This window comes from Microbispora rosea, from assembly GCF_044460045.1.
Taxonomy (GTDB): domain Bacteria; phylum Actinomycetota; class Actinomycetes; order Streptosporangiales; family Streptosporangiaceae; genus Microbispora; species Microbispora rosea.
The window spans coordinates 646871-673434 of record NZ_JBITJO010000001.1 but is presented as its reverse complement, the minus strand read 5'-3'; the positions used below and the strand labels follow the sequence as shown (position 1 = coordinate 673434).

Genomic DNA, 26564 nt, shown 5'->3' with positions numbered 1-26564 from the left:
GAACGGAAACGCGCATCATTCCGGACACCGGGCGGCCGAACCTAACGTTCCCCTCCATGACAGAAGCGTTGATCGACGTGCCGCGCCGGGTGATCTCTGCGGTCGCGGCCCTGGGCGTCCTGGCAGCGGTGATCATGCTGACCGCGATGTCGGGAAGCACCATGCAGCCGCTCCCCGCGTCGGCCCCCGCCGGGGAGTTCAGTGCCGAGCGGGCGCTGTCCCACCTGCGGAAGTTCGCGGCCGAACCACGTCCCATCGGCAGCCCGGCCGGTGACCGCGCACGTGACTACCTGACCGCCAGGCTGCGGGCGGACGGCCTGAAGGTCCAGGTCCACCGGGCCGTCGGGACGTGGTCGTCCACCGGGCTGGCGACGTTCGGCATGGTGGACGACATCGTGGCCACGCTGCCCGGCACGGACCCGACGGGCACCGTCCTGCTGGCCGCCCACTACGACTCCGCGGCCATGGGGCCCGGCGCGTCGGACGACGGCGCGGCCGTCGCCGCCATGCTGGAGACCGTACGCGCGCTGCGGACCGGCGCCGCCCTCCGCAACGACCTGGTCCTGCTGATCAGCGACGGCGAGGAGGACGGCGTGCTCGGCGCCGAGGCGTTCGTCCGGGAGCACCCCCTGGCGCGTGCGGGCGGGGTGCTGCTCAACTTCGAGGCCCGCGGCGTCAGCGGCCCCTCACTGATGTTCGAGACGTCGAGGAACAACGCGGGCCTGGTCGCCGCGTACGCGGACGCGGCGCCGCGTCCCCGTGGCGACTCCTCGATGGCGGAGCTGTATCGGCTCCTGCAGAACAACACCGACTTCACTCCCCTGACCAGGGCGGGCTTCGCCGGTGTGAACTTCGCGTACATCGAGGACTCCGCGAAATACCACACCGCGGGGGACTCGATCGCGAACCTCGACCACGGGAGCCTGCAGCACCACGGCTCCACGATGCTCGCGCTGGCCCGCGCCTTCGGCGGGGCCGACCTGGCCACGCTCCCCTCGGATCACGACGCGACGTACTTCCGGATCTTCGGAGTCCTGGTCACCTACCCCGCGTCGCTGGTCTGGCCGCTCGCGGCGGCCGCCGTCGTGGCGCTCGCCGTGCTGACGCTACTCGCGCGGCACCGGGGGATCACCAGCATCCCCCGGGTCGTCGCCGGCGCCGCGTCCGCGATCGTGCCGCTCGTCGCGGCGGCGGCCCTCGCACAGGGGCTGTGGACCGTGCTGGCGACGTGGCGGCCCGCCTACGACGCCATGGGAGGTTTGCTGCATCGTCCGCTGCCCTATCGGGCCGCCGTCGTGGTCATGGCGATGCTCGCGGTGCTGCTCTGGTATCTGTGGGCGCGCCGCGCGATCGGGCCCGTGGGGGCGGCCGTCGGCGCACTGGCCTGGCCGGCCGGGCTGGGAGTGCTCTGCGCCCAGGTCGCCCCCGGGGCGTCCTTCCTGTTCACGCTGCCGGCGTTGTCCTGCGCGATCGGCGGGATCGTGGCCGTGCTGCTTCCCGGTCCACCGGGAGCGCGGCTGGGGCGGGTCGTCGCAGTGACCCTCGGGGCGGTCGCGGGCGCGGCGCTGCTGCCCGCCCTGGCCGGCAACGTCTTCGACGGGATGGGCCTCGCGCTCGGCGGGGCCGCGGCACTGGTGTTCGCCCTCTTCTGCCTCACCCTGCTGCCGATCGCAGAACCGGCGCTGCCACGGCCGGGGAGCCTGCCGGGCCGCCACGTTGCCGTCGCCGTGCCGTCGATCGGCGCGGTGCTCGTGCTCGCCCTGACCGGTCTCGGCCTCAACGTGAACAGGCCCGGCGCCGCGGCCCCCCAGCGGACCCATCTGGCGTACGTACTGGACGCGGACACGCGCACCGCCAAATGGGTCAGCGGGGACGTCGATCCGCCTGCCTGGACCCGGCGCTACGTGACGGGCCGCGAGGTGACAGCGCTGCCGCCCGGCTACGTCCGGGGGGAGCTGTGGACGGGTCCGGCCCAGGCGATCGACGCCGGCGGTCCTCGGGTGAGCGTGCTCTCACGCGCCGGGGACACCGTCACGCTGCGGGTGGCCGCGGGTCGTGGCGCCCGCTCGCTGACGCTGCGGCTCGACCACCCGATCACCTCGGTGACGGCCGCCGCCGACGGGATGCGAGCGGTCACGGCCGCCGTGACCGGCACCCGCGCTCGCACCTGGCCGGGTGAGATCCGCTTCCGCGGCATCCCGTCCCGGGGCGCCCGGATCACTCTCAAAATCCCGGGCACGCGGACGGCGCGACTCACCGCGATCGCGGAGACGGACGGTTTCACGGCCGTGCCGGGCTTCGTGCCGAGGCCTCCGGAGCTGGTCGCCTCGACCCGCGAGGACGGCGAACTCGTCGCCGTCACCCGGACCTACGTGATCTGATCGAGCCGGAACATCGCGGCCAGGTCCGCGGCCAGGTCCGCGACGCTTCGGGAGCCGTCGACGGGCAGCACCGGCAGCCCGAGTTCGCCGGCCTGGCGTCGCACCTCCTCGTCCCAGAGCCGGTCGCGGGCCAGGCGCCTGGCCAGCGCGACGGCGTGGTCACCGCCTCCCCAGTTGGCGCGCGCCCGGGCGGGATCGGCGAACCGGGCGCCGAGCGCACGGGCCCGGAAGCCGGGCGCAGGCAGGAGGAAGACGGCGTGTTCCGGCCGGGTGAGCAGCGGCGCGACCTCCCTCGGCAGGGTACGGAAGTCGTCGACGAGGACGGGACGGTCGGCGGGCAGGGCGAGCAGGTCGTCGAGGACGAAGCCGAAAGTCTCGCCGTGCAGGCTGGGCATGGCGTGGAAGATCTCCTCGGCGGTGCGGCTCGCCCATCTGTCCTCCCGGGGTGTCCGCAGCAACGCCCACAGATAGGGCTGTCGCTGCGGGTCGCACCTGTGGACGTAGCCGAGCTCGGCTCGGTCGCCGTCGTAGACGAGCACGTCGTGCCGTTCGGCCAGTGCCCGGGTGACGGTGCTCTTGCCGGCTCCGGCGCCGCCGGCTATCCAGCGGACATGCGCGAGCCTGCGGCGGAGATCGGCGGTGGAAGACCGGCTTGTCATGCCCGGCAGTCTCACAAACGCGAGCGGAGCCGGTCCAGGGCCGCGGCGGCTGTCAGCAGGTGGGCCGGTAGTCCACGGTGGGGAAGTGGGCGGCCCACTCCGCGCGGGTGAGGTCGCGGCCGATCGCCTCGCAGAGCTTCCCTGCGAGCGGGCCGGGCCGCAGCTCCCACCGGATGATCCGGCCGTCCTCCCCGCCCGAGATCAGGTCTCCGCCGGCGGTGAAGGCCAGGCCCCGGATCGGCGCGGTGTGCCCGGTCAGCGTGGCCGCCGGCGTTCCGGTCCCGAGGTCCCAGACCATGATCGTGCGGTCGTCCCCCGCGGACGCGAGCGACCGCCCGTCCCGGCTGAAGGCGAGGGCCTGGACCGGGGCGGTGTGGCCGGTGAGCGTGGCGTACGACGTCCAGGTCCGCGTGTCCCAGAGCTTCACGGTGCGGTCGGCGCCGGCCGTGGCGATCGACCCGCCGTCCGGGCTGAAGGCGACGTCGAGCACCGAGCCCTGCCCGGTCCTGAGGGCGCGCACCTCCCTGTCGCGGGCGAGGTCCCAGACGACCAGGTCACCGGCGGGGCCGGTGGTGGCGAGCAGCGGATCGCGGGGGCTGAACGCCAGCGCCGAGACGAGATAGCCACCCGCGAACGGCACCTCGACCGGCCTGCCCGGATCGCTCACGTCCCAGCGGAACCGGCCGAGCGCGGTGGCGACGAGGAAGCGCCCGCGCGGATCGAAGCCGACGTCGGTGGACGCGCCGAGCCCCCGGTACGCCGCCGTGCCGAGCCTGCGTCCGCTGCCGACGTCCCAGAGGGTGAGCGTGTGGCTGCGGGTGACGGTCGCGAGGCGGCGGCCGTCCGGGCTGAACGCGACGGCCCTGACGTGATCGGGGTGGTCGCCGAACGTGGCGACCGGCTTCCCGGTCACGTCCCACAGCCGGACGGTCCTGTCGCTGCTCGCCGAGGCCACGAGCCGGCCGTCCGGGCTGATCTCGATGTCGTTCACGGCCTGACTGTGTCCGCTGAACGGAGGAACGGCGTGCTCCCGGACCACGACGGTCCGGCCCAGCCCGGCCGAGGCGAGCGTCGAGCCGTCGGCGCTCAGGGCGAGGGACAGCGTCTCCGTGCGGCTCCTGTCCTGGTAGGTCTCGACCGGCTGCCGTCGCGCCACGTCCCAGACGGTGATGAGGCCGTCCTCGTCGGCGACCGCGATCCGGCCGGCGGCCGGGGCCGACATGTCCCAGGTGTACGGCGACCGCTTGGGCAGCCCCGGCAGCCGATTCACATGGTCATGGGCGATCCGCCAGAACCGCACGCCGTAGTGCGACGATCCCGTGGCGAGGATTCCGCCGGCGGGATCGAATCCCAGCCTGTGGACGTTCACGGCGTCGAGCGCCGCGACCTTCGCGCCGGAGGCGGCGTCCCACACGAGGGGTTTCTCGGTCCCGCCCGTGGTCGACACCAGGAACGCCTGGTCGGGGCTGAAGGCGAGCGCCACGACCTCCTCCCGGTGTCCCTTCAGCCTGCGCATGCTCCCGTCGCGCAGGTCCCACAGCTCGACCGCGCCCTTGCCCACCCCGACGGCGATCCTCGTCCCGTCCGGGCTGAGCGCCATCGCGTCGGTGAGCCGCTCCCGCTGCCGCTGGAACACGGGCCGGCGGGAGGCCACGTCCCACACGACGACCACGCCCCTGCTCGATTCGAGCGCGGCGTCCCTGACCACGGAGGCGAGCAGCCTGCCGTCGCGGCTGAACGCCGCCGCCCTGGCGTGGATCTCCCCCGGTCCCGTCCTGGCCAGGGGCCCGGGGAAGGCGGCGACGCGGGTGCGGGTGCGCAGGTCCCAGAGGGCGACGGCGCCGTCGGTGCCGGCCGCGGCCAGCCGCGACCCGTCGGGGCTGAACGCCAGCCCGAAGACCGCGGGTCCTTCCACGTTGAGCTCGATGCGGCGGCGCGCCGCGGCCGACACGCTCAGCAGGGCGCCCCGCGTCTCGGGTTCCGGGTCGAGCCGGTACGCCGCGATCGCCAGCAGGCCGGCGAGATCGGGATCGGTGGCGAGCAGCGATCGGGCCTGCAGCGACTGCTGCCGCGACAGGGCGACCAGCTGCTGGTGGCCTGCCTCCCTGCCCTGCCGTACGGCGACGCCGCCGCCGAGCAGGGCGAGCAGGAAGAGCGCGGCCATCCCGGCCAGCAGGCGTTGCAGCAGCCGGGTGCGGCGCCGCGCCGCGGTGCGCTCGCCGTCCTCCAGCGCGCGGCTGGCCCGCAGGAAGGCGCTTTCGACGTCGTTGAGCTCCTGCGGGTGGTCCTCCGCCCAGGTCCCGGCCACGAGAAGCTGGGCGCCTCGATACAGGGCGCCCGGGTCGCGGTCCAGCTCCCGCCACGTCTGGGCGGCGCCGGTGAGCCGCCGGTGGACGAGCAGGTTCTCGCGGTCGTCGGCGAGCCAGCGGTGGAGCCGCGGCCACGCCCTGATCAGGGCCTCGTGCGCCACGTCAACCGTCTCCTCCGCGAGGACGACGAGCCGTGCGGCGGCGAGCCGGTCGAGCACGCGGGCGGTCACGCCGGGGTAGGCCACGCCGGCGAGCTCCGTACGGGAGATGGGCCGCCTGGTGTCCTCCGTGCCGTCTCCCAGCGCGGTCAGCCGCAGGAAGATCCTGCGGGCGGCCTGCCGCTCCGCCGCGCCGAACTCGCCGAAGACCCGTTCCGCGCTCTGCGCGATCGCGCCGCGTACGCCGCCGGCCGCCTGGTAGGCCGCCAGCGTGAGCCTCGCGCCGGTCGCGTTCCGCCAGGTCTCCAGCAGCGCGTGCGAGACCAGCGGCAGGCTGCCCGGCTCCTCGGCGGCGTCGGCCAGCACCGTGGCCAGCAGGTCGGGGTCCACGGCGAGCCCCGCCCGGGCCGCGGGCCGTACGACGATCTCCTGGAGGTCCGGCGACGACACCGGCCCGACGAGCATCTGGGCCTCGCCGCCGAGCGCCTCGACCAGGGCGGGATGCTGGGTCAGATGGGCGAGGAAGTCGGCGCGGACGCCCAGCACGAGGACGACGCGGCGGCCGGTGCCGGACGCGCCGCCGAGTGCGACGCCGAGGAGCGCGTCGATGAACCGGCGGCGTTCCCCGTCGTCGGCGCACAGCGTGAAGATCTCCTCGAACTGGTCCACCACCAGCAGCAGGCGGTTCTCCGGCCCGCCGCCGACCGCACCTCCGACTGCACCGCCGAGCGCGACGGCCAGCGCGGCCGCCAGTGCGACGGCAGGTGCGTCCGGGTCGCGGGCCATGTCGTCGCGGAGCGCCACCGGGTCGCCGCCCGACGCCTTCGCCACCACGTCGGCCAGCGCGTCCAGCGGGTGTTCCCCCGGCGTCATGAGCAGGCCCCGCCACGGCGCGGCCGTACGGTCCTCACCCGAGACGGACCCCAGCAGACCGGCGCGCAGCAGGGACGACTTGCCGCTTCCCGACGCGCCGAACACGCCGAACACGGGAAGCCGCCCGGCCAGTTCGCGCAGCCGGTCGACCAGGAGGGACCGGCCGAAGAACCAGTCCGCGTCCTCCGGCTGGAACGCCGTCAGACCCTGGTAGGGGCAGTCGTCCGTCTTCCGCCGATCCGCCTCCTGGGGCGGGGCCAGGGCGGGAAGGAGGTGCTCGTCGCCCCGGAGCATGGCCTCGTGCAGCCGCTGGAGCACGGGGCCGGGCTCGATGCCGAGCTGGGCGTTCAGGACGTCGCGGGTCCCGCGGAAGACCTCCAGCGCCTCGGTCTGACGCCCGGACCGATACAGCGCGAGCATGAGTTGCCCGTGCAGGCTCTCCCGGTAGGGATGCTCCCTGACCAGGCCGGTGAGTTCCGCCGCCACCTCGACGTGCCGCCCCAGGGCGAGCTCGGCCTCCGCCAGCCGTTCGTGCGCCACGAGCCGCGCCTCCTCGAGTCGCCTGGCCTCGTCGGCGACGAGCACGCAGTCGGCGAACTCCGCGAACGCCGGCCCCCGCCAGAGGTTCAGCGCCGCGCGCAGCCGGTCACGGGCGGATTCGAGGTCTCCCCGGTCCAGGGCCGCGCTCCCTTGCGCGGCGAGGCCGCGGAACCGCGCCGCGTCGAGCGCGTCGGGGATGATCGCGTAGCCGCCCGGCCGTCCGGGCAGGACGTGGGCGCCGTACGCCCGCCGCAACTGGTGGACGTAAAGGTGGATGTTGCGCCGCGCGGACGCGGGCGGCCGGTCGCCCCAGACCGCGGCGATCAGCCAGTCGACCGACACCGGTTGGCCCGCCTTCGACAGCAGCGCGGCCAGGGTGAGCCGGAGCTTCGGCGCGCCGCCGACAGGGATCGGGTGACCATCGCGGGAAACGCTGAGCGGCCCTAGGACGTGAAATTCCACTCAGATCCGCCTCTGTCCGGACACCGGAGTGAAGAATCCAGGATCACCGCCCGATTTGTCAATGATCCAGTCAGGGCGACGATCCGCGGCCGGTCGAGCCCTTTCACCGGACGGCGGACACGTCCCCACCAGCGGCTATACGCCTCGTATACCGGGCCGTCCGATGCTCCATCCGACCCGATCCGGCTCGACGCCGGTCATGGCGACCGGACGAATCGCCAGGGGGGATATCGGCAGGGGCATATCCCTCCTGGCACTCGTCCGCGCGACCCGCCCGTCCGCCCACCACTCGTCCGCCAGGCTTCCGACAAAAAGAATTGTCTTGACAGAGAAACTAGTCGGCTGCGATCCTTGGGTCACGCAAGCGCGAGACCGAGGAGATCCAGATGCGCAAGATCGTCGCCAGCTTCTTCATGTCCCTCGACGGCGTCGTCGAGGCGCCCGACCAGTGGCACTTCCCCTACTTCAGCGAGGAGATGGGTGCCGCCGTCGGCGCGCTGATGTCCGAGTCGGACGCGATGATGATGGGCCGGGTCATGTACGAGAGCTGGGCCGCCTACTGGCCCGGCAAGGCCGGCACGGACGACCCCTTCGCCGACTTCATCAACAACATCCCCAAGTACGTCGTCTCCTCGACCCTCGACACCGTCGAATGGCAGAACTCCACCCTCGTCACCGGCGACTTCGCCGAGGAGATCACCAAGCTCAAGCGGCAGCCGGGCAAGACGATCGGCATCAGCGGCAGCACCGAGCTCGTGCGCTCGCTGATGCGGCACAACCTGCTCGACGAGCTCCGGCTGCTCGTCCACCCGATCGTCGTGGGGAAGGGTCAGCGGCTGTTCGAGGAGGGCCTGGAGATCCCGATGACGCTCGCGTCCTCGGAGACCTTCCCGACGGGCGTGCTGTCCCTCGCATACCGGCCCGCCGCCGAGCAGAGCACCGCCGGCCAGAGCACCGCCGGCCAGAACACGGGGGAGTGACCGCCGCGGCCGGACACGCGCCGCCCGGTCGTGCGCCCCGCGCGCCTCTCCCGTACCCGGACGTGCGGCCGAAGCGTGGGTAGTATCCGGCCATGTGACCGAAGCGCAGCCCGTGATCCGGCAGGTGTCCTCCCGAATCGTCTACAGCAACCCGTGGATGACGGTCCGCGAGGACGCGATCGAGCGCCCCGACGGCTCTCCCGGCCTGTACGGATACGTGGTCAGGCCCGACTTCGTGCTGATCGTGCCGGAGGAGGACGACGGCTTCCACATCGTGGAGGAGTACCGATACCCGATCGGCCGCCGTTCCTGGAGTTTCCCGCAGGGCGGCGCCGAGGCGGACAACCATGAGGACGAGGCCCGGCGCGAGCTGGTGGAGGAGACCGGGCTCCGGGCCGAGCGGCTGCGCTACCTGGGGCACATGGACAGCGCCCACGGGATGACCGACCAGGGGCTGCATGTCTACGTGGCCACCGGCCTCACCAAGGGCGAACCCCAGCGCGAGCACACCGAGCAGGACATGCGCCAGCGGTGGGTGCACCACACCGAGTTCGAGCAGATGATCCTCGACGGCGCCGTCAGCGACTCGTCGTCCGTCGCCGCCTACCTGCTCTGGCGGCTGCGCCGGGCGTGACCCCGGTGGTCCGTCTTACCGGCCGTACGGCCGTGTCGGTTTTATACAAGACCCGCGCCGGCGTTCCCGCATAGTCTCCCTCTGCAGCCAACGGCATACGGCTAAAGGAGCGGAACACATGGCCAGGATCGTCGCCAACTTCTTCATCTCGCTGGACGGCGTCGTCGAGTCCCCCGACCAGTGGCACTTCCCCTACTGGAACGACGAGATGGGCGCCGTGATCCAGGCGGGCATGCAGAACTCGGCCGGGATGCTGATGGGCCGCACGCTGTACGAGGAGTGGTCCGCCTACTGGACGACGACGGACCAGGACCCGGAGATCGCCGAGGCCTTCAACAACGCCCCGAAGTATGTGCTGTCGAACAGCCTGGAGAAGGCGGACTGGAACAACACCACCGTCGTCAACGGCGACGTCGCGGCCCGGGTGCGCGAGCTCAAGGAGCGGATCGAGGGCGGCGACCTCCAGATGTCCGGCAGCGCGACGACCGTGCGGTGGCTCCTCGCCCACGGGCTGCTCGACGAGCTGAACCTGCTCGTCCACCCGATCGTCGTCGGCCGGGGGCAGCGGCTGTTCGAGGACACCCCGACCCACAAGCTGAAGCTGGTGAAGTCCGAGACGTTCAAGACCGGCGTGCTCAACCTGAGCTATGTCCCGGACGCCGGCTGACGGCGCGCGTCAGAGGTAGTACCCCTCGACCGGCACGCGCGCCTCGTCGAAGAGCGCCGGCCCCTCCTGCCGGAAGGACGACGGGCCGGCCGGCGGCTTGAGCCCGCCGAGCTGATCGGTGGACAGCGCGAAGACGACACGGCCGAGTCCGGAGCGCTCGATGGCGCCCGCGCACATGCCGCACGGCTGGCAGCTCGTGTACATGGTGGTGCCGGCCGCGGCGGCCGGGTCGAGCTCGCGGGCGGCCCAGCGCGCGAGCTTCAGCTCGGGATGCGCGGTGATGTCGGCCTCCGTGAGCGAGGTGTTGCGCTCCTCGGCGAGCACGTCGCCGTCCGGGCCCACCAGCAGCGAACCGAACGGCGGGTTGCCGCCCGCTCGCGCCTCGGCGGCCAGCTCGATCGCCCTGCGGAGGAACTTCTCGTCGCCGGGTGTCATGGGTGCTCCTTCGTGTACGCGGCGGCCACTGTCTCGAGCATGTGCCACGCCGTCTCCGGATGGTTCGTCTCGCCGGGGTCCCCCTGGAAGGGGTCGAGCAGGACGGTCTCGGCGCCCAGGAGGCGCAGCCGTTCCAGGTCGGCCATCACCTGGTCGATGGTGCCCTCGCCGGCCCGGCGTCCCTCGCCCGTCACCGGAGCGCCGGTGAGCCGCAGCAGGATGCGCGGGGCGAGCACGGGTGCGGGACGCCCCAGGCTCTCCGCGACGGCGGCCAGCCGGTCCATCCGCTCGTCCAGCCACGGAAGGGTGAAGCGCAGCGGATGCCACGCGTCGCCGAGGAGCACCGCCCTGCGCAGAGCGGCGTCGCTGCCGCCGCCGACCCAGATCGGAACCTGCCCGGTTCGGTAGTCCTTTTCGTTCTGCCACGCCAGGCGCATCGTCCGCAGGTGCTCGTCGGTCAGCGCGCCGCGCCGCTCGTACGGCACGCCCAGGGCCTCGAACTCCTGCCTGGCCCAGCCCACGCCCACGCCGAGGACCAGCCGTCCCCCGCTCAGATCGTGGAGGTTGGCCGCCATCCGGGCGGTCAGCAGCGGGTGCCGGTAGGGCAGGATCAGCACGGTGGTGCCCAGCCTGATCCTGGTGGTGATCCCGGCGAGCCACGACAGCGTGGTGAAGGGCTCGTAGAACGGCGCGGGATACTGCTCGGCCACGTCGGGGGTCACCACGACGTGATCGGAGACCATGAGCAGGTCGAACCCGAGCCCCTCCACCGTCTCGGCCCAGCCGCGCAGCACGCCGGGGCGAGTGCCCGGCCCGAAGTTCGGGACGTTGACGCCTAGTTTCACCGCACCAGCGTATTAAGGCGATCACTTCGTCCGGAAGAACGAACTCCCTGGTTATCGGCGGGTCTGCCGTGGATTCCCCGGTATATTCGGCCGATGGCCGAGAGTCTTGACGCGACCGACTGGTCCATCCTGGCCGAGCTGCAGCGCGACGGCCGGGTGCCGCTCACCGAGCTGGCCCGGCGGGTCAGCCTCAGCCCCTCCGCGACGACCGAACGGGTACGGCGGCTGGAGGCGGCCGGCGTCATCAGCGGCTATCGCGCGGTCGTCGACCTGGGAAAGGTCGGTTACGCCGTGCTCGCCGTGGTGCGGCTGAAGTATCCGGGCAGCCGGCACGAGCCGCTGCACCGGCTGCTCGGCGAGCGTACGGAGATCCTGGAGTGCCTGCGCACCACGGGCGACGACTGCTACACGCTGAAGGTCGCCGCGACCTCCATGGCCCACCTGGAGAAGGTGATGGACGAGCTCGCCCAGTTCGGCAGCACCACCACCAACATCGTCTACAGCGAGACGCTCCCCTACCGCGGGCCGCATGCCCCCGTGCCGTCGAGCGCGTAGGCGAGGCCCCCGGACTTCCAGGCGCCGGCGGGGGTCACGCCTCCTGCGTCAGCGCGGCCGATCTCGCGACGGCCGCGCAGCGGTCCTCGCTGGGAGCCGCCCCGCCGGCGGCGTGCTCCAGCAGCGCCAGGAGGACCCGCCGGTCCTCGGACGGAAGGGTGGAGAGCAGCTCGTCCTCGGCCTGCGCCACCCGCCCGTCCACCTCGGCGAGGACCCGCCGGCCGTGGTCGGTCGGCACGATGCGCCGCGCCCGCCGGTCGGCCGGGTCCTGCCTGCGCTCCAGCAGCCCGCATCCCTCGAACTTGTCGAGCAGGTAGGTCATGACCGTGCGGTCGATGCCGAGCCGGGCGGCGAGCGCGGCCTGCGTGGGCGGCGTCTCGTGCACGACCGCGGAGAGCACCTGGTAGCCGCGCACCCCGTGCGGCAGGTCGCGTGACGCGTCCTCGACGCGTGCGCTCCACTCGCGCAGCAGCACGGTGAGGGACCACCCGAGCACAGAACCGTGCGACGAACCCTGCGACGAGCCCTGCGTCGAAGCCTGCGATGAGGTCGTCGTGGAGTGGGGTGCGCGTGCGGTCACGCCCTCCACTCTAACCCGGAATACGATGACCACTCGATAAGTTGTGCCACATATAGTCTGTTTGACAGATTAATTTTCAGAGAGGCCCGGCATGACGGACTACGGCCACGAACTGGCCTTCGGCACCTTCCTCACCCCCCAGAACCAGGACCCGCAGGGGCCGGTCCGGCTCGCCCAGGTCTCCGAGGCCGCCGGGCTGGATCTCGTCACATTCCAGGACCACCCGTACCAGCCGGGGTTCCTGGACACCTGGACGTTGCTGTCCTGGGTGGCCGCGCGGACCGAGCGGATCACGGTCTCGGGCAACGTGCTCAACCTGCCGCTGCGCCCGCCGGCCGTGCTGGCCCGCGCCGCGGCGTCGCTCGACCTGCTCTCCGGCGGCCGGTTCGCCCTCGGCATCGGCGCGGGCGGCTTCTGGGACGCGATCGAGTCGATGGGCGGCACCCGCCTGACGCCGGCCGAGTCCGTGACCGCGCTGGAGGAGGCCATCGAGATCATCCGCGGCATCTGGAACGTACGCGAGCGCCGCATCCTCCGCGTCGACGGCGAGCACCACCGCGTCGCGGGCGCCAAGCGCGGACCGGCCCCCGCGCACGACATCCCCATCTGGCTCGGCGCCTACAAGCCGCGCATGCTGCGCCTGGTGGCGCGCGAGGCCGACGGCTGGCTGCCCTCGCTCGCCTACCTCAAGGACGGCGACCTGCGGCGCGGCAACACGATCATCGACGAGGCCGCCGAGGAGGCCGGGCGCGACCCGGCGCAGGTGCGCCGCCTGCTGAACATCAGCGGCGCGGTCGCCGAAACCCGCCAGGGCTTCCTCCAGGGACCGGTCGAGCAGTGGGTGGAGGAGCTGACCGCTCTGGCGCTGGAGGACGGCGTCGGCACGTTCATCCTGGGCTCGGACGACCCGCGGCTCATCCAGGTGTACGGCGAGGAGATCGCCCCCGCCGTACGGGACGCGGTGGCGCGCGAGCGGGCGGCCACCGGCACCGTCCCCGCGACCGCCCGACGCGGCGCCGCCGCGATCGCGCTGCGCCGCGACGGGATCGACTACGACAAGATCCCGGCGAGCCTCGCGGCCGAGGCCGTCGAGCCCGGCGACCGCGCCTACGAGTCCGTGCGGCACAACTACCTGCGCGCCGGATCCCCCGGCCTGGTGCTGCGTCCCCGGACAGTGGGCCAGGTCGTCGAGGGGCTCGCGTACGCCCGGTCCCAGGACGTCCCGCTCGGCGTACGCTCCGGCGGGCACGGGATCAGCGGCCGTTCCACGAACGACGGCGGCATCGTGCTCGACGTCGGCGCGCTCGACGCCGTCGAGGTCGTGGATCCGGCCACTCGCCGAGTGCGGCTGGGCGCGGGCGCGACCTGGGGCCGGGTCGCCGAGGCGCTGGTGCCGCACGGATGGGCGATCAGCTCGGGCGACTTCGGCGGCGTGGGCGTGGGCGGCCTCGCGACGACGGGCGGCATCGGCCTGCTCGGGCGAAAGTTCGGCCTGACGATCGACCACGTCGTCGCCGCGGAGGTCGTGACCGCCGACGGGCGGGTGCTGCACGCCTCGCGCGAGGAGAACCCCGACCTGTTCTGGGGCCTGCGCGGGGCCGGGGGCAACCTGGGCGTGGTCACCTGGGTCGAGATCGAGGCGATGGAGCTCGGCGACGTCGTCTTCTCCCAGATGACCCTGGACGCCCGTGACACGGCGGGGCTCCTGGAGCGCTGGGGCGCCGCGGTGGAGAAGGCCCCGCGTGAGCTCACGAGCTTCCTCATCCTCGCCCCACCGCGCCGCGGCCAGGACCCGGTCGCCCAGCTCATGACCGTGTACGCGGGCACGGACACCGAGGCCGCGGTGAGCGAGCTCGAACGGCTCGCCGAGGCCGGTCCGCTGCTGGGGCACCAGGGATACGTGCTGCCCTATTCCGGCGTGGTGCAGCCGGCCGAAAGGCACCACACCGGCGGCGGGAACCCGGCCGTACGCTCCGGCCTGGTCACCCATCTCGACGGCGACGCGAGCCGCGCCTTCGAGCGGATGGCGCACTCCGGGCTGGCCTACTTCCTGCAGATACGCGCCACCGGCGGGGCCGCGCACGACCTGGCTTCCGACGCGACCGCGTATCCGCACCGGCACCAGAACTTCGCGCTCACCGCCATGGGCATGACCCAGTCGGCCCTGAACGCCGCGTGGGACGCCGAGGTGGCGCCGTGCACCGACGGCCTCTACCTGTCCTTCGACACCGACACCCGGCCCGAACGGCTGCTCGACGCGTTCGGCGAGGCCAATCTCGCCCGGCTGCGGCAGGTCAAGCGCGCCTACGACCCGGACAACGTGTTCCGCGCGAACTTCCCCATCCAACCGGCCGACGACTGAGCCCCGCGCGAGCGGATCACCCGCCTGCGCGGGTGATCCGCTCACCTACTACCCTTCGGGCATGGCCGGCCGGAAGCCGAGTTCACCGCCACGACCGATCGCACCCGGGGACGTCGTGGCTGCGTTCTCCGAGTCTCTCGACGCGTGGACGGCCGCCCAGATCACCGGCCTCAATCCGGACTGGCAGACGGCGGGAGTGCTCGAGCTGGACTGGTCGGGGCCGGAGCCCGCCTCCGTGGCGGACCTCGGCGAGGTGTCGCCTCTGATGCTGACGCACGCGAACTGGTTCGACAGCCTGTCTCATTGCAACTACGAGTGGGTTCTGCCACGCAGCTACCGGGTCATCGGCTCGTTGCCGGTGTTGTGCACCGAGCCCGCACAGAGTTACTCGATCGGGTGGCGGCTCGGCGAGCAGCTCGCCCTGCAGAGGCGCTGGGACAGGGGCGAGCGCACCCCCTGGTCGGATCCGCGCGAGCTGAGCATCACAGGCGCGGACGTCGACCGGATGACGAGCGAACCGGCCGAGCCCCGCCCGGACATCCGCCACCTGCGCGTCACGGAGGTCGAGTCGCTCGACTGCCAGCGGCTCGCCGAGCGCTTTACCGAGCTGAGGACGCTCTCCCTGTCCGGCGACCTCGGCCTGCTCGTCCACGCGTCCGCTCTCAACCGGCTGGCGTCGCTTCGACAGCTGTGGATCACCGATCTCTTCGGCATGAGCGCAGCCGATGCCCTGCTCCCCGAACGCGTTCCCACGCTGGAGTTGTTGTATCTGTGCAGCATCCCGCACGAGTACGCCGTGGCGATGCGATCGAGATGGCGCCCTCAGGTCGCGTACGGCACCTACGTCGACATCACCGCCGCCCGCAGACCCGAATGGATCGCGGAGAACCGCGGTAACCCGTTGCGCCACTGCTTCAACCTGCTCGATCGCCGGACGGAGTTCATCGAGACCGTGGAACGCGAGGAACTCTTCGCCGCCCTCGACGTCATGGTGAGCGAGGCGGAAGCGGCTCTCGGCGTGCGACTCGAATCGGTGGCGGACATGCTCGCGGCCGGCGTGGACGCCGTACGCGACTGGTAGAACGCCGTCCGGCCGGGTGTCAGGCCCGTTGGAACCGGGCTCCCCACTCGTGGACCTCGTCGAGCAGTTCGGGCGGCGCGAGGACGCGGAACTCCGCGCCGGCCATACCCAGCGCCATGGCCGGCCAGTGCAAGGAGTGGGTGACCATCCGGATCCGGCAGCGTCCGGCGTCGACCTCCTCGACCGTGCACCAGTGGCCGATCCGTCGGCGCACGGTGACCGCCGGAGCCTCGACGAGCGCCTCCACCCGGTAGGGACGGGGCAGGTTGTCCATGGCGGCCCGGACGAACTCGGCGGCATCGGCGGCGGGCAGGTCCCGGGGGCGGAACCGGGTGCCGGTGCTCTCGGGCTCGGTCAGCCGGTCGGCCCGGAAACTCCGCCAGTCGTGCCGGGTGAGGTCGTACGCGACCAGATACCAGCGGCGACCGAGACGGACCAGCCGGTGCGGTTCGACGTGCCGCTCGGTTCGCCTGCCGTCCGCGGAGGTGTAGGTCATGCGGAGCTGTTCGCGGTCGCGGCAGGCCAGCGCGACCGCGGTGAGCACACCCGGGTCGACGCTCGTCCCGGCCTGGCCGTCCCATCCGGCGGGCACGGTCATCGTGCGCAGCGCCTCGACCCGATGCCGCAACCGGGCGGGCATCACCTGCACCACCTTGGCCAGCACCCGCACCGACGACTCGGCGATGCCCTCCACCGCCCCCTGGACTGCGGTCTGCAGTCCCACGGCCAGCGCGACGGCCTCCTCGTCGTCGATGACCAGCGGCGGCAGTGCGGCGCCTGCGGCGAGCTGGTAACCGCCGTCGACGCCGCGCTGCGCCTCGACCGGATAGCCCAGCTCACGCAGCCGGTCGATGTCCCTGCGCAGGGTGCGTACGGAGACTCCCAGCCGTTCGGCCAGTTCACCGCCCTGCCAGTACCGGTGGTTCTGGAGCAGGGAGAGCAACCGCAGCGTCCGCGAGCTGGTGTTCGCCATGTCCCCGATTCTCGCGCCGATTCAGGTCAGAAAATGGCCGCTATGGCTCCTAGCGTGGTCCTCGACCGAAGGTGGACCAACGGAAGGCAGACAACTGTGACCGTCAACGAGCTGAGCACTCCCGGCCTCACCGACACGCCGGCCGTCACCGGCGAGCGCGCCGACCTGCTGGCGGCGCTGTCCAAGAACCGGCACTTCCTGCGCTTCACGACCCGCGACCTGACCGACGAGCAGGCTGCGCAGCGCACCACGGCCAGCGAGCTCTGCCTCGGCGGCCTGATCAAGCACGTCACCCTGGTCGAGCGGAGCTGGGCGGACTTCATCCTGAACGGCCCGTCGGCGATGGGCGACGCCACCACCATGACCGAGGCCGAGCATGCCTGGTGGGCCGACCAGTTCCGGATGCTGCCCGGTGAGACACTCGCCGGTCTGCTGGCCGCCTACGCCGAGGTGGCCCGCCGTACGGACGAGCTGGTGGCCACCCTGCCCGACCTGGACGCGACCCAGCCGCTGCCGAAGGCCCCCTGGTTCGAGGCCGGCGCGCGATGGTCGGCCCGCCGGGTGCTGATGCAGATCGTCTCCGAGACCGCCCAGCACGCCGGCCACGCCGACATCATCCGCGAGTCCCTGGACGGGGCCAGAAGCATGGGCTGAATCGCGATCCGAGGCCGGCCGGGCCTCTCCGAGGGCCGGCCGGAAAATGTCCCCGGCATAGTGGTTACCGCCCCTATGGTCTTTTCGTGAATGAATCGCTACGGCTGGTGCCGATCACTCCTGCCAACGTCGAGACGGCCATGGCCGTCAAAGTCCGCCCCGGCCAGGAGCGCTTCGTATCGCCGGTGGCGAAGTCCCTGGCCGAGGCCTACGTACAGCCGCAGGTGGCCTGGCCTCGCCTCATCCTCGACGGCGATCGTCCCGTCGGATTCCTCATGGCCTTCATCGACATCGACTGGGACGGCAAGGGAATCGACTTCCGGTCAGGCCTGTGGCGTCTCAATGTGACAGCCGAGGCCCAGGGACAGGGGGTCGGCCGATTCGCCGTCAGGGCCGTGGCCGCCGAAATCAAGCGTCGCGGCGCCACGCGGATGTACGTCACGTGGGAGCCGGCGGAAGACGGGCCAGAAGGCTTCTACCTGAAGCTCGGGTTCCAGCTCACGGGCGAGGAAAGCGGTGGCCAGAGAGTCGGAGCGCTGGACCTGATCTAGCCGACCTGCCGCGGTCGGGCGGCGACCTCACGACGAGGGCCGCGCACTCCGTGGGCGTTCACTCGGTCAGCCGAGCCGCCGCCTTCCGCGCCGCTCGCAGGATCTCTTCGGAGACAGGGGAGCCCGCCGTCGCTCGCGCGAGCAGGAGAGCGCCCACGAGGGTGGACAGGGCGGCCAGCCCGGCGTCCCCGGGCGCTATCCAGCCGGCCATGTCGCGAATTCCGGCGGCGTAGGTGTCGCGCCACTCGGGATCGCGGGCGAAATCGCCGGCGAACCCGGCTGCCGGGCATCCGTTGCCGGGGTCGTCACGCGCCTCGGGTGACAGGTAGGAGTCGATCAGCGCCGACCACGCGGCATCGTGACCCGCGTGGTCGCCGTCCAAGGCCGCCAGATGCCGCAGCATGCCGGAGAAGGCCTCGGCCGTCGCCTCGTCGACGAGCGCCGCCTTGGAGGCGAACTGCTTGTAGAAGCCGCCCTGCGTCATGCCGACCGACTGCATGACGTCGGCGACGCTCACATCGCGCACCCCTTTCTCGCGGAAGAGCCGCGAGGCGGATTCCACCACACGCTGTCGATTGGCCCGTGCCTCAGCCTGTGATACTCGGCTCATCTTCGATCCCTCGTCGCTTCGATCGATCACGAGAACGTGCCGGAAGCTTGATGCCAGGCGGCCGGGGCGGCGCACCCACGCGACAACCAGATTACAAGCGTAATCTATGCGTGCCGTCCAGGCCAGAGATCCGGGGAGAGCGACCGCAGACCCGGCAGCCCGGCCAGAGAATCACCCAGACCAACGTGAGGTGCATCACGAAACCCCGTCACACGCACACCCTTCTAAGATCATGGATGTAATCTAAAGGCGGCTGTACGCCCCACGACGGGGAGACCCTCTGAGGAGTCCCGATCTCGCCTGACGACCCCCGAGTCGGCGAAACGCCCCCGTCCGAATCCACCGATCGGTCGTCGGCCGACACACAAAGGGATGACGCATGAGTTCCACCACCTCCCGTTCCCTCGCGCGGGGAAGGCATGAAGTCAGCATCGAGGGCACGCGGCAGGTCTTCCACATCGCGGGCACCGGTCCGGTGTGCCTGGTGCATTCGGGAGGTCCCGGCATCGCCTGGGAGTACCTGCGGATGCCGGCCCTGGAAGAGCACCTGACCATGGTCTATCTGGAGCCGATCGGCACCGGGTCCTCCGGCCGCCTCGACGACCGCAGCGACTACCGGATCGACACCTACGCCCGGTTCGTCCATGGCGTGGTCGAGCATCTGGGCGCACCCACCGTCTTCCTGCTCGGCCATTCGCACGGCGGATTCGTCGTCCAGCGCTACGCGCTCGACCACCCCGATCGCGTCGCCGGAGCGATCCTCTACTCCACCTCGCCGGTCACAGGAGAGGAGTTCTGGGCCGACGCGATGGCGAACATCGGCAGGTTTCCGCAGCGCCTCCCGCACCGGCCCGCGGCCCGCGAGATCCCGGACGCGTTCCAGCGAGCGCTGGCGGCCCAGGACGACGAGGCGTACACCACGTCCCTGCGGGAGATCCTGCCGGCGTACTTCGCCGACTACTGGGCGCACGAGCAGGACCTGGCGCCGTTGCGCGCCGCCCTGAACGCGTGGATCGACCCGATGCACGGCGAGGAGCCCGCGCCGTTCGACGTGCGGGACCAGCTCCGTTCCCTCGATGTCCCCGCACTGATCATCTCCGGTGTGCACGACTTCTTCGGCGGCACGCGCTGGGCACGCGTGGCCCACGAGGGCATCACGGGCTCCCGCCTGACCGTGCTCGAGAACAGCGGGCACATGGGCCATCTCGAGCAGCCTCAGGAGTTCATTCGCGCGATCACCGAGTTCGTTCACCCCTGACCGCCTGCCGAGGACGCCGGAGGTTGTCCAAGGCAGGCAGGCGGGCTTGAGTCTCGAGTAGCTCGAAGGTGCAGGCTCGTCGTGTGACTGACGGAACAGAGCTGTACACCGTGGGCCAGATCGCTCGGCGTACCGGTCTTTCGGTGCACACCATCCGCTTCTGGTCCGACAGCGGCCTCATCGCGCCCACCGACCGCTCGGCCGGTGGGTACCGCCTCTACGACGCCGCCGCCGTGGCCCGGTTCGACCTGGTCCGGGCCCTGCGCGAACTCGGCATCGGGCTGGAGGCCGTCCGGAGGATCCTGGCGCGGCAAGCCACGGTGGCCGAGGTGGCCGAGGTGCACGCCCAGGCGCTGGACGCGGAGATCAAGGCTCTGAAGCTTCGCCGCGCCGTGCTCCGTACGATCGCCAGGCGCGGTGGCACAACCGAGGAGACGACGATGACGCACAGGCTCGCCCATCTGTCCGCCGCCCAGCGGCAGCAGGTCATCGACGAGTTCGTCGAGAACACGTTCTCGGGGATCGCGCTGGATGACGACGCCGAGGTGGTCGCCGAGTGGATGCGGGAGCTGCCCGGCGAGCTGCCGGACGACCCCGCACCAGGCCAGGTGGACGCCTGGATCGAGTTGACCGACCTGGTCACCGACGAGGACTTCCGGCAACGGCTCCGGCGGATCGCCCTGGCCGGCGCCTCATCCGTGGCGTCGCGCTACGGCCTTGAGCTCCGGTCGCTGGCTCTGCGGCACGCCGACCGGGCGAGGGCCGAGTCGATCGCACCTGACTCGGCGGAAGGCCGGTCGATTCTCGACCAGATCGTCGAGCCCGGCCTGCCGGGCGTTGAACGCGACGAACTGCGTCGCTGGCTTGAGACCGTCGCCGACGCCCGGGTGGAGCGCTACTGGGAGCTGATCGCCGTGCTCAACGGGCGTGAGCCCGCCCCGCCGGCCATACCCGCTCTCTCCTGGCTGCTCGCCGCCATGCGCGCCCACGGCTGAGCCGTACACCCGGATCAGGGATGCACGGGGCGGATGAAGAGGTGGGGGCGGCCCGGCCCTTCCGTGGAGGCGGTCTGGGACGCGACCGGACCGCCCCTCCTACAGCGAGGTGAGCCGTTCGGCCTGGTAGGCCCGATGCAGCACCTGCACGAATGACAGCGCCTCAGGCAAGGGCACAGAGCCGATCCGGTGCACCGGCACTCCCGGGGTCCACGAGTTCATCACCACAGCCCCCGCCAGAGCCGGCAGGTCCGCGAGCGTGACCTCCTGTACGCGCTGGGGCACACCGAGGCGATCCAGTTGCCTGCGGACGATTCCCATCGTGGTGCCGTTCAGCATCTCGGCCTCGGGCCACACCACCGCGGTGCCGTCCCAGAAGGCCAGGTTCCAGATCGACCCCTCGCTGAGCTGGCCCCGCCGGTCGACGAAGGCGACGTCGTCGAAGCCCTGTCGAACGGCCTGCCGCGGAAAGTACGTCTTGGCTATCTCTCCGACGTGCTTCACGGCCGGGAGGACCCGTTCGTACTCGACCACAGCCAGCGCGAGCGGTCCCTGCGGGCCGGACGCGGCCGGTCCGGTACGCACCAGCAACTCGGGCTCCCCATGAGTCCCCGTCACCGTGAACTCGGCCGCCGGGGGATAGACGGTGGCCGTGAGCGAAAGGTCGGCCGGACCGGCCTCTACCGCCGCCCGCAGGCAGGCCCGCACGCGATCGTCGGGCAATGCCCGGCCGAACAGTTCCAGGGAGGCGGATCGCAGCCGTTCCAGATGGAGGTCGAGGCCCCGGACCTGGCCTCCACGCACCTGCATGGCGGTGAAGTGGGCATAGGCCCCGAAGGCGAGCGGCGCCAACTCCTCGGCGCTCGCCACCCGGCCATTACGGTGCGCAACATAAGAGGACATACATCGCTCCCGCGGTGCGAATAGGTTGGGCTGCGGACAACCGCCCGAGATGTCCGGCCATGGAGCGACGTTAGCGCCTCTCATCAATCGAGGCCCAGGCCGGCAAACCGGTCCCTGGCCTGGGCGTCCACGTGAACGGATGAGCCTGGCCGGCCGTGCTGCCCGACGGCGCGCAGGCGCACGGGGAGCTCCTGTCTACAGTGGAGCGACGGGAAAAGGGCCGCACAAAACGCGCACATCCGGTCCGGCTCGCCACCTTGGCCGGATACGGAATGGCGAGGCGGTTCAGGCGTTGCTGACGGCGATGAGGAACGCCCGATCCTCATCGGGCCTGCCCCTGCGCGAGCCCCTCACCGACGGGAACAATGCGAGGACGCCGCTCTCGACTGGAAGAGGAAAAGCTGTGGCGACCAGGTGGAGTCTGACGATCGACTGCGCGCAACCGGCGAAGCTGGCGAGGTTCTGGGCACTGGCCTTGGGATATGCCGAGAAACCGGCCCCGGCGGGCTTTGAGACGTGGGAGGACTGGTTCGCGCATCACGACATCCCGGAGGAGGAGTGGGGTGAGGGCGCGTATCTGTCCGATCCCGATGGGGTGGGTCCTGACGTGTCCTTCCTGCGGGTTCCGGAGTCGAAGGTGGTGAAGAACCGGCTGCACCTCGACATACAGGTCGGCGGAGGCCGTAGCACGCGGTGGGAAGTGCGGTGGCCGCGTGTGGCCGAGGCGGTCGAGCGGTTGACCGCCGCGGGCGCGACCGTCATTCGCCAGGACGAACTCCAGGGAAGGCCTGATCACGTGGTGATGGCGGACCCGGAGGGAAACGAGTTCTGCCTGGTCTGACGCGAGCGGCCGAACTGCCGACGGCCGGGACCGGCCCCCATGCCGCATACCCGCCGCCGAATGCGCACCAGGCCGCGAGGCGGCGCGATGCGCGCCCTCGACAGGCCGGCCGAGGCGTATCCGCTGCTCCGATGAACGGCGGACTCGGAAAACGAGCGGATCATGAGTGGGCCCTGACGCTGGTGTGGATCCGAGCCCCGGAGGAGGGCGATCTTCTTCACGACCCGCACAATGCGGCAACGTCGCCGGCGTCTCTTTCCTGTCCCGAGCCGGGATGGTGCCGTGAATTCGTCACGTCGCGGGCTCCGATATGAACCGATAGTTCCAGTGCGTCGGGCCCAGTAACTGGACGTGACCCGCTTGACTCGAATGTGCAGGATTCTTGTCCGGACTTGTCCGGATACGGCAATCACGCCAGAATCAGTTCAGCCTTCAACTATTTGGTGAAGGGTCACTGCACGGATGAGGAGAGGCATGAAGCGCACCATCTCCGTTCTCGCCGTCACCACCGGCGTCCTCGGCGCCACGCTCACCGGCATCGGTCCCGCATCCGCAGCCACTCCTATCGTCGACTGCTCCACGGGTGGATACACACGGGTTCTGACCAGCTACGTCCCCACCAATGTCCAGCGGCCGGCGGTGGACGGTCACAGCTACAACATCGGCGGTCCGTTGGCGTACACCTATGAGGTCTGCCTCGACATCCCGGACACCTCGACATTCACCATCGAGGTGCGGATCTGGAACAACGGCACACAGACCGTGTTCGTGGACGACCGGCCCGGAGACAAGGTCTTCCGCTACTCGCTCGACCCCAACAGCTTCTGGCAGGTCTACGGCACGATGACCGGGCCCGACAGCACCTACATCTACTACACCTGGAACGAGAAGCAGATCCAGGCCTGACTCTGAACGGACCGGCCGCCTCGCTGGGCCGAAGTGGCCGGCCCTGCCGCTCTCAAGCGGCTCGGTGCGCAACTGGATTCGCAGCTCGGCCTCCCTGGACTCAGAACCGGTAGCGGAGAACGCGCGCTCCTTGTCGCGACAACGTCGTGCTGCGGGCGGTGAGCCGGGTCAGCGCCCGCAGCGGTTGCGGGAACCGGGCTACGTCCGGTGCAGCATATGTTCGGCTCGAAGGTGCACCACTTCGGGGAAGTCGATGTCGTACCAGTCGACGCCGGGCGGGGGCTCGCAGCGGAACATCCTGGTGTCCAGGCCGCAGCCCAGGTCGAGCACCACGCATCCGGAATGAGCGGCGACGTACGCGCGGACGACGTCGTCAAGTTTCTTGGCGCGCAGAGCGGTGGTGACGACAAGGTTGGGCTTGACCTTCAGCTTCCGGAAGTCGTAGTCGGCGGAGTCCGTGTCGGCCGCCGGAACCACCACCGCCTCCATCAAGGGAACGGCGCGGATGTACTTCCCGGCCCCGGGCAACGACATCCGGGTCACCGTCGACGCGCACGGTGAGTACACCAAGGAGAGCCCCGTCTCCCCCACCCGCGCCTGGGGCACGTTCCGCATTTATCACGCCGTCGAGGAGCCGGGGAGGCCGCGCCAGTGAACTGGGGCGAGCTCAAGGTCGACTGCCTGACCACCGGCGGCCCCACGGCGACCGTCACGGGAACGCTCGTCCAGGCCACCCGGGCGGCCCGTGGGAGGACCCGGTGACGCGCAAGGTCCGCATGGGTGTGAGCTTCTACGTCGCCGCCAAGGGCAGGGGCCCCAGCCGGATCGGCCTGTCCGGGGCGACGTCACCGGGAGAAGCGCTGCTGACCAGGTGCATGGCCCCCGCCCCCGACGCGCCGGTCATCGGGGGCGGCTACGTCCTCAGGGACAAGGGCCCGCTCCGATGACGCGCCCCTCGGCGCCGGGGAAGACCAGGCCGAATTCGTAGGCGAGGACCGCGGCCTGGGTGCGGTCGCGAGCACCCAGCTTGTCCAGCACGTGGCGGACGTGCGTCTTGATCGTCTCCACGCTCACGTAGAGGGCCGCCGCGATCTCCGCGTTGTTTCGCCCGAGCGCGATGTGCCGCAGCACATCGTGCTCGCGCGGGGTCAGCCCGACCGGCACGCGCGGCCTCGACGCGCCGTGATGCGGCCCGGCGATGCGGCGCAGCGCGTCGGGGAAGAGCACCGCGTCGCGAGAGTGCACCAGCCGGACAGCGTCCACCAGTTCGTCCGCGGGCGCGCGCTTGAGCACGTAGCCGGCGGCGCCGGCGCGCAGCGCGCCCCAGACCAGCTGGTCGTTCTCGAACGTGGTGACCACGATGACCCGGGTCGTGAGGGAGCGGCGGGCCAGCTCCCGGCTGGCGGCGAGACCGTCCATCCGGGGCATGCGGATGTCCATGAGCACGACGTCCGCACCGATGCCGGCCTCGACGGCCTCGTGGCCGTCGGCCGCCTCGCCCACAACCTCGATGTCGTCCTCAAAAGACAGCATGGTGGTCCACCCCGTGCGGATCAGCCTCTCGTCGTCGGCCAGGACGACCCGGATCACAGCGGCAGCGTCGCCTGAATGCACCACGTGCCGTCCACCTCCGTTCTCGTGCACCTACCGCCGGCCAGACGGGCCCGCAGGCGCATGCCGGCCAGGCCACGCCCTTCTCCGTCAGGCCGCGGGGCGGCGCCGGCCACCTTGTTCTCCACCGTGAGGATCAGGTCGGCGCCGGTGGCCACGTCGATCGTGATCGGCCCGTGGCCGTGACGCAGCGCGTTGGTGAGCGCCTCCCTGACGATCGCGAATGCCACCCGCGAGGTCGGAGCCGGGACGCGGTCGAGGCGGCCGACACTCGCCCGCACATCGAGGCCGCGGACCAGCGTGGCGAGCGAGTCCAGGGTGGGCGCCTCGGCCGGGTCGCCGTCGTCGAGCACGCGCAGCAGCACGTCGAGCTCCTGCTGAGCGTCCCGGGCGGTGCTCACCAGATGGTCGAGCGACTCGCCGGCCTCGGGCACTCGCGCCTTCCGCAGCGCCGCCTGCGCGGCCATCCCCTGCACCAGGACGACACTGAGGGCGTGGCCCACCGAGTCGTGCAGCTCCAGGGCCAGGCTCTGGCGGCGGCCGAGTTCCTCGATCACGCGGGAGGGCTCGGCCTGCAGGAGCCGGCGCGCCACCCACCGCTGGCCGAGCCCGGCCCCGACGATCGCGGCCAGCGTTGCCAGCGTGAGGACGCACACCCCAGCCAGCTCGCCGGGAGCCACGCGCCAGCGAGCGACGTCACCCAGCCGGACCAGCCCGGGAGACAGCAGCAGGACGCCCGCGCCCAGGGTGGCGCCGCCGTACAGGTGCAAGCTCGTCAAGGCGACCAGGTAGAGCCGATCGGCCCTCTCAGGCACATCGACGCCGAGCAGTTCGGCCAACGCGGCCACCTCAAGACGTCGCATCGACGGCACCGCGGCGACCAGCATGGAAGCGGGCAGGCAGGCGGCCCACAGTACGAACACGCGGCCCCGAGTCTGCTCCGCCAGGATCACCAGGCCCAGCACCACCGCCGCCGGAGTCAGCAGCGCGGCCCCCAGCAGCTGGTAGATCCCGGCCCTTACGGCACGAGCGACGAGGCCCTTCACGACGATCGACGTTAGCCGACCAGCCAACGCTCGGCCTCCCTCGCGAGGGTGATGAGCGCGCTCCGGACAAGGGCGATCCTCGAAGGCGTCCACCCGTCGACGTTCCATCAGAGAGCTTTTCATGACCGTTCGCACCATCTTGAGGAAGGCCCATGGCGGTACCGCGGCCGGCGTGCCGCGCTGGGCCGTCCTGGTCGCCTACGCCATCCCGCTGGTCGTACTGCCCTCCAGCCTGTGGCGTATCGCCGGGTTCGTCTTCCATGTGCCGCTGCTGGAGTTCGGCCCCATGCCGCCGGGCGGCCACAAAGGGCTGGACGGCGGATGGTGGTACGTCCTTCTGCTCAGCGTGGTGAGCGAGGCGGCGGCCTTCTTCGCCGTCGGGCTGGTCAGCGAGTGGGGAGAGATGTGGCCGCGCTGGGTGCCGGTTCTTGGCGGCCGCCGGGTTCCGGTCATGGCCGCGGTCATCCCCGCCGGTCTGGGCGCGCTCGCGCTATTGATCTTTCCGTACGCGATGACGAGGATCGGTCTCGGGCTGGCGATCGACGACGCACCCCTGAGGCTGGTCACACACGGGTGGCAGACCGTGATCTTCCACGTCATGTACTGGCCGCTGGCCACGTGGAGCCCCTTGCTGGCCCTGCTGACCGTGCACTACCACCGGCGCCGCACCAGAAAGTCCTTCGGGTAGGCCGACA

General features: G+C 71.2%; 27 protein-coding genes. 16 read left to right on the top strand and 11 right to left on the bottom strand.

What is annotated here, in order from left to right; genetic code table 11:
- Positions 1-56 precede the first annotated feature (56 nt).
- Positions 57-2381 (top strand): M28 family peptidase, encoded by a 2325-nt coding sequence (locus ACIBK1_RS03220; RefSeq protein ID WP_396731923.1) that lies wholly within the window; start codon positions 57-59, stop codon positions 2379-2381.
- Here the strand turns inward: ACIBK1_RS03220 and ACIBK1_RS03215 are convergent.
- Positions 2369-3040, bottom strand: a complete 672-nt coding sequence (locus ACIBK1_RS03215; protein ID WP_396731921.1) for a hypothetical protein — start codon at positions 3038-3040, stop codon at positions 2369-2371. The genes ACIBK1_RS03220 and ACIBK1_RS03215 overlap by 13 nt on opposite strands.
- A gap of 52 nt (positions 3041-3092) precedes the next feature.
- Entirely contained in the window at positions 3093-7382 is a 4290-nt protein-coding gene (locus ACIBK1_RS03210; RefSeq protein WP_396731919.1) for an nSTAND1 domain-containing NTPase, read from the bottom strand.
- Positions 7383-7768: 386 nt separating this feature from the next.
- On the opposite strand from ACIBK1_RS03210, the gene ACIBK1_RS03205 reads away from it, so the two are divergent.
- The 3 genes from ACIBK1_RS03205 to ACIBK1_RS03195 all read left to right on the top strand — a co-directional run bounded on the left by ACIBK1_RS03205 (position 7769) and on the right by ACIBK1_RS03195 (position 9663).
- Positions 7769-8362 (top strand): dihydrofolate reductase family protein, encoded by a 594-nt coding sequence (locus ACIBK1_RS03205; protein ID WP_396731917.1) that lies wholly within the window; start codon positions 7769-7771, stop codon positions 8360-8362.
- 94 nt (positions 8363-8456) lie between these two features.
- Entirely contained in the window at positions 8457-8996 is a 540-nt protein-coding gene (locus ACIBK1_RS03200; protein WP_030512139.1) for an NUDIX domain-containing protein, read from the top strand.
- 118 nt (positions 8997-9114) lie between these two features.
- The gene (locus ACIBK1_RS03195) at positions 9115-9663 is read left to right on the top strand and encodes a dihydrofolate reductase family protein (RefSeq protein ID WP_030512140.1); all 549 of its coding nucleotides are present in this window, start codon (positions 9115-9117) and stop codon (positions 9661-9663) included.
- Between the two features lie 9 nt (positions 9664-9672).
- Here ACIBK1_RS03195 and ACIBK1_RS03190 read toward each other — a convergent pair whose 3' ends face one another.
- Both ACIBK1_RS03190 and ACIBK1_RS03185 read right to left on the bottom strand, forming a co-directional pair.
- Positions 9673-10098 carry a nucleoside deaminase gene (locus tag ACIBK1_RS03190; RefSeq protein ID WP_030512141.1) on the bottom strand — a complete coding sequence of 142 codons (426 nt, stop codon included), beginning with the start codon at positions 10096-10098 and terminating at the stop codon, positions 9673-9675.
- Positions 10095-10943 carry an LLM class flavin-dependent oxidoreductase gene (locus ACIBK1_RS03185; RefSeq protein WP_396731914.1) on the bottom strand — a complete coding sequence of 283 codons (849 nt, stop codon included), beginning with the start codon at positions 10941-10943 and terminating at the stop codon, positions 10095-10097. The genes ACIBK1_RS03190 and ACIBK1_RS03185 overlap by 4 nt, the downstream gene beginning before the upstream one ends.
- Before the next feature lie 93 nt (positions 10944-11036).
- Between ACIBK1_RS03185 and ACIBK1_RS03180 the strand changes: the two genes are divergently transcribed.
- Positions 11037-11498: an Lrp/AsnC family transcriptional regulator gene (locus ACIBK1_RS03180; RefSeq protein ID WP_030512143.1), complete on the top strand. Its 462-nt coding sequence runs from the start codon at positions 11037-11039 to the stop codon at positions 11496-11498.
- Between the two features lie 34 nt (positions 11499-11532).
- Here the strand turns inward: ACIBK1_RS03180 and ACIBK1_RS03175 are convergent, their stop codons facing one another.
- Positions 11533-12078 (bottom strand): MarR family winged helix-turn-helix transcriptional regulator, encoded by a 546-nt coding sequence (locus tag ACIBK1_RS03175; protein WP_396731912.1) that lies wholly within the window; start codon positions 12076-12078, stop codon positions 11533-11535.
- A 91-nt stretch (positions 12079-12169) separates the two neighbouring features.
- Between ACIBK1_RS03175 and ACIBK1_RS03170 the strand changes: the two genes are divergently transcribed.
- On the top strand, positions 12170-14440 hold the full coding sequence (locus tag ACIBK1_RS03170) for an LLM class flavin-dependent oxidoreductase (RefSeq protein WP_396731909.1): 2271 nt from the start codon (positions 12170-12172) through the stop codon (positions 14438-14440).
- 115 nt (positions 14441-14555) lie between these two features.
- The gene (locus ACIBK1_RS03165; RefSeq protein ID WP_396731907.1) at positions 14556-15521 is read left to right on the top strand and encodes a hypothetical protein; all 966 of its coding nucleotides are present in this window, start codon (positions 14556-14558) and stop codon (positions 15519-15521) included.
- A gap of 19 nt (positions 15522-15540) precedes the next feature.
- Here ACIBK1_RS03165 and ACIBK1_RS03160 read toward each other — a convergent pair whose 3' ends face one another.
- Positions 15541-16494: a helix-turn-helix transcriptional regulator gene (locus ACIBK1_RS03160; protein ID WP_030512147.1), complete on the bottom strand. Its 954-nt coding sequence runs from the start codon at positions 16492-16494 to the stop codon at positions 15541-15543.
- 96 nt (positions 16495-16590) lie between these two features.
- On the opposite strand from ACIBK1_RS03160, the gene ACIBK1_RS03155 reads away from it, so the two are divergent.
- A complete protein-coding gene (locus ACIBK1_RS03155) occupies positions 16591-17148 on the top strand; it encodes a DinB family protein (RefSeq protein WP_030512148.1) in 558 nt (185 codons plus the stop codon).
- 107 nt (positions 17149-17255) lie between these two features.
- The gene (locus tag ACIBK1_RS03150; RefSeq protein WP_231514180.1) at positions 17256-17699 is read left to right on the top strand and encodes a GNAT family N-acetyltransferase; all 444 of its coding nucleotides are present in this window, start codon (positions 17256-17258) and stop codon (positions 17697-17699) included.
- A gap of 58 nt (positions 17700-17757) precedes the next feature.
- Here ACIBK1_RS03150 and ACIBK1_RS03145 read toward each other — a convergent pair whose 3' ends face one another.
- Complete coding sequence (locus tag ACIBK1_RS03145; protein WP_030512150.1) at positions 17758-18309, bottom strand: TetR/AcrR family transcriptional regulator; 552 nt, start codon at positions 18307-18309, stop codon at positions 17758-17760.
- A 379-nt stretch (positions 18310-18688) separates the two neighbouring features.
- Here ACIBK1_RS03145 and ACIBK1_RS03140 point away from each other — a divergent pair, with 379 nt between their 5' ends.
- Together ACIBK1_RS03140 and ACIBK1_RS03135 are read left to right on the top strand one after the other, a co-directional pair.
- Positions 18689-19567, top strand: coding sequence for an alpha/beta fold hydrolase (locus ACIBK1_RS03140; protein ID WP_396731904.1), 879 nt, complete (start codon positions 18689-18691; stop codon positions 19565-19567).
- An 83-nt stretch (positions 19568-19650) separates the two neighbouring features.
- Positions 19651-20562, top strand: a complete 912-nt coding sequence (locus ACIBK1_RS03135) for a helix-turn-helix domain-containing protein (protein WP_357312352.1) — start codon at positions 19651-19653, stop codon at positions 20560-20562.
- A gap of 99 nt (positions 20563-20661) precedes the next feature.
- Here the strand turns inward: ACIBK1_RS03135 and ACIBK1_RS03130 are convergent, their stop codons facing one another.
- A complete protein-coding gene (locus tag ACIBK1_RS03130) occupies positions 20662-21465 on the bottom strand; it encodes an aminotransferase class IV family protein (RefSeq protein WP_030512153.1) in 804 nt (267 codons plus the stop codon).
- A 403-nt stretch (positions 21466-21868) separates the two neighbouring features.
- Between ACIBK1_RS03130 and ACIBK1_RS03125 the strand changes: the two genes are divergently transcribed.
- Positions 21869-22306, top strand: a complete 438-nt coding sequence (locus tag ACIBK1_RS03125) for a VOC family protein (RefSeq protein WP_396731902.1) — start codon at positions 21869-21871, stop codon at positions 22304-22306.
- Positions 22307-22780: 474 nt separating this feature from the next.
- The gene (locus ACIBK1_RS03120) at positions 22781-23212 is read left to right on the top strand and encodes a hypothetical protein (RefSeq protein ID WP_363529655.1); all 432 of its coding nucleotides are present in this window, start codon (positions 22781-22783) and stop codon (positions 23210-23212) included.
- Between the two features lie 198 nt (positions 23213-23410).
- On the opposite strand, the gene ACIBK1_RS03115 is transcribed toward ACIBK1_RS03120, so the two are convergent.
- Positions 23411-23689: a class I SAM-dependent methyltransferase gene (locus tag ACIBK1_RS03115; RefSeq protein ID WP_396731900.1), complete on the bottom strand. Its 279-nt coding sequence runs from the start codon at positions 23687-23689 to the stop codon at positions 23411-23413.
- Between the two features lie 28 nt (positions 23690-23717).
- Between ACIBK1_RS03115 and ACIBK1_RS03110 the strand changes: the two genes are divergently transcribed.
- Both ACIBK1_RS03110 and ACIBK1_RS03105 read left to right on the top strand, forming a co-directional pair.
- Positions 23718-23867 carry a hypothetical protein gene (locus ACIBK1_RS03110; RefSeq protein ID WP_396731898.1) on the top strand — a complete coding sequence of 50 codons (150 nt, stop codon included), beginning with the start codon at positions 23718-23720 and terminating at the stop codon, positions 23865-23867.
- Between the two features lie 103 nt (positions 23868-23970).
- On the top strand, positions 23971-24159 hold the full coding sequence (locus ACIBK1_RS03105; RefSeq protein WP_030512157.1) for a hypothetical protein: 189 nt from the start codon (positions 23971-23973) through the stop codon (positions 24157-24159).
- Here ACIBK1_RS03105 and ACIBK1_RS03100 read toward each other — a convergent pair.
- Together ACIBK1_RS03100 and ACIBK1_RS03095 are read right to left on the bottom strand one after the other, a co-directional pair.
- Positions 24134-24802, bottom strand: coding sequence for a response regulator (locus tag ACIBK1_RS03100; protein ID WP_396731896.1), 669 nt, complete (start codon positions 24800-24802; stop codon positions 24134-24136). The genes ACIBK1_RS03105 and ACIBK1_RS03100 overlap by 26 nt on opposite strands.
- On the bottom strand, positions 24799-25869 hold the full coding sequence (locus ACIBK1_RS03095; RefSeq protein ID WP_396731894.1) for a sensor histidine kinase: 1071 nt from the start codon (positions 25867-25869) through the stop codon (positions 24799-24801). The genes ACIBK1_RS03100 and ACIBK1_RS03095 overlap by 4 nt, the downstream gene beginning before the upstream one ends.
- A 121-nt stretch (positions 25870-25990) precedes the next feature.
- Here ACIBK1_RS03095 and ACIBK1_RS03090 point away from each other — a divergent pair, with 121 nt between their 5' ends.
- Positions 25991-26557, top strand: a complete 567-nt coding sequence (locus ACIBK1_RS03090) for a hypothetical protein (RefSeq protein WP_396731892.1) — start codon at positions 25991-25993, stop codon at positions 26555-26557.
- Positions 26558-26564 lie beyond the last annotated feature (7 nt).